The following is a 4,494-nucleotide window of genomic DNA, read 5'->3' on the forward strand; positions in this document are numbered from 1 at the left end:
CCGGCCGGCCCTTGCCCCTTCCTTTTTCCGGTCAGGCGGCGGGCATCACCAGGTTAGGCGTGCTCACAGTCGCCACTGCCGGTCATCTCCGTGGTAATCATAACTGCCGGATATGGCAACCTGATCCGAGAGCTCGAAAACGCCGTGGATCTGCATCAGTGCTTCGCCGGACTCCGGGTCCAGGCGACTGACACCGCCGACCCGGGGACCGCCACCAAGCTCGAAGCGGGGGCTGATCCGGGTTCGAATGCCCGCCGCCTGACCGGAAAAAGGAAGGGGCAAGGGCCGGCCGGTAGCCGGTCGCTTGCCCATTTACCTTGCCTCACACCGACCTGGCATTACCTCTGCCAGGCAAAGAACTTCTCCATCCAGGCCAATACTCCCTGCGGTGCATTGGCCTTCTTCCAATTACCCGCGGCAAACTTGTTGGCCTCACCCAGGGTGGGATAGGGGTAAATGGTCGAGAGCAGCTTGTTCAGGCCGATACCGTTCTTCATGGCAATGGTGAACTGGCTGATCAGCTCCCCTGCCTGAGGCCCGACAATAGTGACACCCAGCACCCGATCCTTGCCCGGCGGGGTAAGCACCTTGATGAAGCCCTCATTGCTCTCATCCGCCACGGCCCGGTCCAGGCCGGAGAAATCGTAGGTGGTGAGCTCGTAATCCACACCCCGGTCCCTGGCATCGCGCTCGTTGAGGCCCAGGCGGGCCACCTGGGGGTCGGTATAGGTCGCCCAGGGCAGGAATCGGTAATCCACCCGAAAGCGCTTGGCCCAGCCAAACAAGGCGTTGACCGCCGCATGCCAGGCCTGGTGGGAGGCGGCATGGGTAAATTGATAGGGGCCCACCACATCACCGCAGCCGAAGATATTCGGCACCGAAGTGCGCAGATACTCATCGGTTTCCAGACGGCCATCGGGCAGCTTTTTAACGCCCAGCGCATCGAGCCCAAGACGCTCTGTCACCGCACGGCGGCCGACCGCCACCAGCAACTCATCACCCTCGATGGTGCGGGTCTCGCCACCAACTTCCACGGTCATGCGAAAACCACCGCCCGGCAGGGGCTCGAAGGCAGTGGCCTTGTGATCCAGCAATACCTCCACACCGTCGCGCTCCAACACCTCGCGGGTGAAATTGGCCACATCGCGATCTTCCCGGCCCAGCAGCTGGTCGGTCATTTCCACCTGGGTCACCTTCGACCCCAAACGGGCGAAGGATTGGGACAGCTCACAGCCGATCGGGCCACCCCCCAGCACCACCAGGCGCTCCGGTTTCTTCTTGAGATTCCAGATCGTATCGGTGGTCAGATAATCCACCTGGTCGAGACCGGGGATCGGCGGCACCAGCGGGGCCGAGCCGGTGCTGATGATGATATTCCTTGTCGTCAGACGACGACCGTTGACCTCCACTTCCCAGGGAGAGATCACCCGGCCTTCACCCTGAATCACATCGACCCCCAGGCTTTCAAAACGCTCCGGCGAATCATGGGGCTCGATGGTCTTGATCACCCGCTGGACCCGGGCCATGACATCGCTGAAGTCGAAATCCACATTGGCCTCGCGAAAGCCCAGCTTGTCGGCCTTGTCCACCTGGGCCTTGAAGGTTGCTGAACGGATCAGTGCCTTCGATGGCACACAGCCGGTATTCAGGCAGTCACCACCCATGCGGTCCCGCTCGATCAGGCTGACTTTGGACTTGACCGTCGCGGCAATCAATGCGGCCACCAGACCACCGGAGCCGGCACCAATGACCACCAGGTTGCGATCGAACTTTTTGGGCTTTTTCCAGCCCTTGAAAGCCCGGCGGCGCTTGAAGAAGTCCAGCAGCCGCTTGGCGATCAGCGGGAACAGACCCAGCAGGACGAAAGAGCCGATCAGGACCGGCGAGAGGATGTCACCCGGGTTCTCGATCCGGGCCAGCTGGGTGCCGGCATTCACGTAGACCAGGGTCCCCGGCAGCATCCCCGCCCAGCTCACGATCAGGAAGGTCAGGGCCTTGATGGGGGTCAGGGCCATGGCGATATTGATCACGAAGAAGGGGAAGATGGGCACCAGCCGCAGGGCGAAGAGATAGAAGGCCCCTTCCCGCTCCACGCCCCGGTTCAGGGCCCGGAGCCGGTCCGCATAACGCTGTTGTACCGCGTCCCGGAACAGGAAACGGGCGATCAGGAATGCAAGCGTGGCGCCCAGGGTGGAGGCCACGGAAACCAGCGCGGTGCCCCACGGCAGGCCGAAGAGAAAGCCGGCCGCCAGGGTCATGACCGCCGCCCCGGGTATGGACAATGCCACCACTGCCACGTAGAGCAGGAAGAAGCCCGCCATCATCAACAGCGGATTGGCGGTCACCAGGCTTTCCAGCTCGTCCCGGCGGGCCTGAAGCGTTTCAAAATCCAGGTACTGACCCAGATCCAGGGCGAAGAATGTCAAGAAGGCCGCCACCACGGCTGCCACGACAAGTATGCGTTTATACATTTTGCTGTCCGTTGATCTCGGTTGATCTACCTTGAAATGCTCGCTTCGGTTCAAGGGCTGGCCGTGAGACTGTAACAGGCCCCGGGGTGTTACAGTCCCAAGAATACATTCACGAAAACACGGAGAGAGCAATGCGTGACACCCTGCCGAGACTGGAAGCCATCGATTTCCCTGCCATCCGGCGGGACCGGTTGACGACCTTGCAGATGAATCTGGGCTATCTCTGCAATCTCTCCTGCGTTCACTGTCACGTGGCGGCCGGGCCCAACCGCAAGGAACTGATGGACTGGGATACCATGGAAACCGCGCTTGCCTTCATGGAGCGGCAGAAGATAGAAACACTGGATGTCACCGGCGGTTCTCCCGAGATGAACCCTCATTTCCGCGAGCTGTTCCGGCACGCCCATGCCATGGGCGTGCAGCTCATGGACCGTTGCAATCCCACCATCATCGAGGAGCCGGGCTATGACTGGATACCGGGCTTTCTGGCCGAACACCGGGTTCAGGTAGTGGCCTCCCTGCCCTGCTATCAATCGGACAATGTGGAAAAACAGCGCGGCAAGGGCAGCTTTGATGCCAGCATCGCCGGCCTGCAAAAGCTCAATGAACAGGGCTATGGCGACCCGGACACGGGCCTGGAACTGGACCTGGTGTACAACCCCGTGGGCGCTCACCTGCCACCGGACCAGACACAACTGGAAGCGGACTACCGGGAATTTCTGTGGGAACACTTCGGCCTGCGCTTCAACAGTCTCTTTGCCATCGCCAACATGCCCATCAAGCGCTGGGGCAGCCTGCTGCTTTCCACCAACCAGTTCGATGACTACATGGAAACCCTGCAGACGGCCCATCGCACCGCGAACCTCAAGAACGTGATGTGCCGCAGCCTGATCAGCGTCGATTGGCAGGGCTATGTCTACGACTGCGACTTCAACCAGATGCTGGACATGGGCCTGGGGGGCCGGCGCACTCACCTGTCCGAGCTGCTGGATAGGGAGCTGCAAGGCAATCCCATTCGGGTGGCCGGGCATTGTTATGGCTGTACCGCCGGCCAGGGCTCCAGTTGCGGCGGGGCATTGAGCGAGGCTGAGGGAGAGGCCACCGCCGGCGGCTTCAAACTGGCGAAACAGGCCTGATCACGCTTAACATGGTGGCTTCCAAACCGGAGGAGCCACCATGTTCAAGGCATCACCCGATAGCATTCGCCGCTGGCTGCCGCGTGCGGGCTGGCTGTTGCTGGGGTTGGGGCTGCTGGCACTGCTTCTGCTGGCCGTGGCGGGCCCTGCCTACCGCCTGGAGTTGCTGGAGCTGGGCGAGGCCTTCGGCCTGTTCCGCTATGCCGCCTATATCGGCATCTTCACGGCGCTCATGGCCCTGGCGCCGCTGGGCCTGGCCCTGTATCTGGGTGGTGCCCGTCGCGCGGTGGTGCTGAGCCTGGTGGCCCTGCTGGCGGGCGCGCTCAGTGTGGCCATCCCCTACGGCTGGCGCGCCCAGGCCCAGTCCGTGCCCCCCATTCACGACATCACGACCGACACCGACGACCCGCCGGCCTTCCGCGCGATCGCGCCCCTGCGCGAGGATGCGCCCAATCCGGTGGCATATCCGGGCGAGGAGACCGCCGAACAGCAGCGGCAGGCCTATCCCGATCTGGAAACCCTGATGCTGGCGGTGGACCCGGAGACGGCCATGGACGCCTCGGTTACCGTGGCCCATGCCATGGGCTGGGAGCTGGTGGCCGTGGATGCCGCGGAAGGCCGCCTGGAAGGCACCGCCACCACGCGCTGGTTCGGCTTCGAGGACGATGTGGTCATACGTATCCAGGCCACTGGCGAGGGCAGTGCACTGGATATCCGCTCCAAGTCCCGGGTTGGCCGCTCGGATGTGGGCACCAACGCTGCCCGCATCCGCGAGTTCCGGGAGCGGCTACTGGATCTGCTCGGCGAGAACGGCTGACACGAAACCACCACCTGCGTTGAGGGGGAATGCGCGGATGGATCCGCGCCTGCAGCGGGGCATTGGAAAG

The 4,494-nt window shown here is 62.8% G+C and carries 4 protein-coding genes; 2 read left to right on the forward strand and 2 right to left on the reverse strand.

Annotated features, from left to right (window positions below):
• Positions 1–63: 63 nt before the first annotated feature.
• Both ACJWXQ_RS04160 and ACJWXQ_RS04165 read right to left on the reverse strand, forming a co-directional pair.
• On the reverse strand, positions 64–312 hold the full coding sequence (locus tag ACJWXQ_RS04160) for a hypothetical protein (RefSeq protein ID WP_406672222.1): 249 nt from the start codon (positions 310–312) through the stop codon (positions 64–66).
• A gap of 26 nt (positions 313–338) precedes the next feature.
• The gene (locus tag ACJWXQ_RS04165; RefSeq protein WP_406672223.1) at positions 339–2,471 is read right to left on the reverse strand and encodes an FAD-dependent oxidoreductase; all 2,133 of its coding nucleotides are present in this window, start codon (positions 2,469–2,471) and stop codon (positions 339–341) included.
• Positions 2,472–2,602: 131 nt separating this feature from the next.
• On the opposite strand from ACJWXQ_RS04165, the gene arsS reads away from it, so the two are divergent.
• Together arsS and ACJWXQ_RS04175 are read left to right on the forward strand one after the other, a co-directional pair.
• A complete protein-coding gene (gene arsS / locus ACJWXQ_RS04170; RefSeq protein WP_406672224.1) occupies positions 2,603–3,607 on the forward strand; it encodes an arsenosugar biosynthesis radical SAM (seleno)protein ArsS in 1,005 nt (334 codons plus the stop codon).
• A gap of 40 nt (positions 3,608–3,647) precedes the next feature.
• A complete protein-coding gene (locus ACJWXQ_RS04175; RefSeq protein WP_346053534.1) occupies positions 3,648–4,424 on the forward strand; it encodes a DUF1499 domain-containing protein in 777 nt (258 codons plus the stop codon).
• The last annotated feature ends 70 nt before the right edge of the window (positions 4,425–4,494 follow it).

It is taken from the genome of Natronospira sp. (assembly GCF_007134575.1).
Classification (GTDB): domain Bacteria; phylum Pseudomonadota; class Gammaproteobacteria; order Natronospirales; family Natronospiraceae; genus Natronospira; species Natronospira elongata.

What these genes read in the sequence shown, in the direction of transcription:
- ACJWXQ_RS04160 (WP_406672222.1), bottom strand. Translation starts at nt 312, where the DNA reads ATGGGCAAGCGACCGGCTACCGGCCGGCCCTTGCCCCTTCCTTTTTCC.
- ACJWXQ_RS04165 (WP_406672223.1), bottom strand. Translation starts at nt 2,471, where the DNA reads ATGTATAAACGCATACTTGTCGTGGCAGCCGTGGTGGCGGCCTTCTTG.
- arsS (WP_406672224.1), top strand. Translation starts at nt 2,603, where the DNA reads ATGCGTGACACCCTGCCGAGACTGGAAGCCATCGATTTCCCTGCCATC.
- ACJWXQ_RS04175 (WP_346053534.1), top strand. Translation starts at nt 3,648, where the DNA reads ATGTTCAAGGCATCACCCGATAGCATTCGCCGCTGGCTGCCGCGTGCG.